2 protein-coding genes are annotated in these 1,907 nt (G+C 43.6%); one reads left to right on the forward strand and one right to left on the reverse strand.

The genetic code is table 11. The features are described from left to right. Positions 1 to 942: ATP-binding protein (locus A3739_RS13390; protein ID WP_156502579.1), on the forward strand; the 942-nt coding region annotated here is incomplete at its 5' end. A 2-nt stretch (positions 943 to 944) separates the two neighbouring features. On the opposite strand, the gene glpD is transcribed toward A3739_RS13390, so the two are convergent. Further along, a partial coding sequence (gene glpD, locus A3739_RS13395; protein WP_082878406.1) for a glycerol-3-phosphate dehydrogenase occupies positions 945 to 1,907 on the reverse strand: 963 nt, incomplete at its 5' end.

Consider the following 1,907-nt stretch of genomic DNA (forward strand, 5'->3'; position numbering starts at 1 on the left):
TTTAGTCTGGTTTCGATTCCTGTTGTAGTGTTATTAATATCGGGTGTTTTATCCGCGCTGTACGCTCTGGTTGCTATTTTTGTTCAAGGCTATGAGCGTAAGTTGCGTGCTGTTGAAACCGTGGCAGAGCGTATTGCCCGCGGTGAATTAGACGCCCGCGTTAAGAACGTGAGCGAGGGGAGTGAAGCGATTGAAAGGCTTAGCTCGGCTTTCAACGTGATGGCCGATCATATTCAGCGATTGATGCTTGTACAAAAGGAAATGATACACGCTGTCTCGCACGAGTTGCGAACACCTGTCGCGCGCATTCGTTTTGGCGTTCAAATGATTGAAGATTGTCCAAATCAAGAAGCGCTTAGGAAGCAAGCGCAAGAAATCGATGGCGACATTCAAGAGTTAGATGAGCTAATTGATGAGATTTTAACTTACGCAAGGCTTGAGCAGGGTGGTCCGATACTATCGTTTCATCAGGCAAATTTGTTGGATATTGTCCATCAAGTAGTTGATGAGCAAAGTGTGGGGCGTCCAAATCTAGATATACAAGCAGTTATTCAGCGAGATTCAGATGACTGGGCGGAGACCGAAATAGAACCGCGATATATTCATCGCTCTATTCAAAACTTGGTTGGTAACGCGACACGTTACGCTTCGGGTGTAGTCAAAGTGAACGTTAGTTGCGATTCAGAAACGTGTCGGGTCGACGTTGAAGATGATGGCCTAGGAATCCCTCAGGAAGATTGGGAGTCTGTATTTACACCATTTGCCAGATTAGATGATAGCCGCACAAGGGCATCAGGTGGCTACGGCTTAGGATTATCTATTGTTCGTCGGATTTTGTATTGGCACGGCGGGCAAGCATTCCTTGGCAAGAGCGAAGAGCTTGGCGGTGCCAAATTTAGTCTTGTATGGCCGAGGCAGCAAGGTGCATCAGCGCTAGATTAACCTCAAGCGCTGTTTAAATGGGTGATATTGGGTTCATTCAGATACGATTGAATGTAAGTACGCAGTGTTTTCTCTTGTGAATCTGAAAACTGATAGCCGAGCTTGGTTCTTCTCAATAATATATCTTTTGCATTTCGCGCCCATTCTTCTTTAATCAGGTAATCTACCTCAGCTTGATATAAGCCGTTAGAGAAGTCTTGACCGAGCTCGTTAATACTTTCTCGTCCAGTCAAAAAATTCTCTGCTAGCAACCCATAACTTGATGCATAGCGTCTAACTAGGCTAGACGTGAGCCACGGGTAATGGCTTGTAAGATGGTCTGTGATCCCTTGTCTTGTCATTCCAAGCTTTGAATTGCCTATTAGTGGATGTCGCTCTGTCCATTCCTCTTGTAAGTTTGGAACATAACGTTGTAGTTGTGCCATAACGGCATTCGCGAGCTTTCTGTAAGTTGTTATTTTTCCGCCATAGATCGATATGAATGCTGAGTGACCGTCAATGCTTTGCGTATCAATAGTGTAATCACGGGTAATCGCTGAGGGATCTGATGACTCATCATTACATAATGGTCTTACCCCAGAATAAGTACTGACAATATCTTGGGACCCTAATTGATGAATGAAGTGCTGGTTATGTACGTCGAGCAAGTAATCGATTTCTGATTGATCAATTTCTATTTTATTTATATCTCCTAGATACTCCTGATCAGTCGTTCCGATAATCGAGTAATTTGTTTGGTATGGCAGTACAAAAACTATTCGTTTATCTTCGTTCTGTAATATATATGCAGAGTCACCATTTGGAACTCGAGGAACAACGATGTGGCTGCCCTTTATCAGTCGAATTTGTTTACTTGGTTTGAGTTGAGAGACTTTTTGTTCAAAGATTTTGCTTAACCACGGTCCTGCTGCGTTGACTATATGGCGTGCCGAAACATCGACCGTTTCATTAGTCAGTTTATTTAG

It is taken from the genome of Oleiphilus sp. HI0067, from assembly GCF_001635735.1.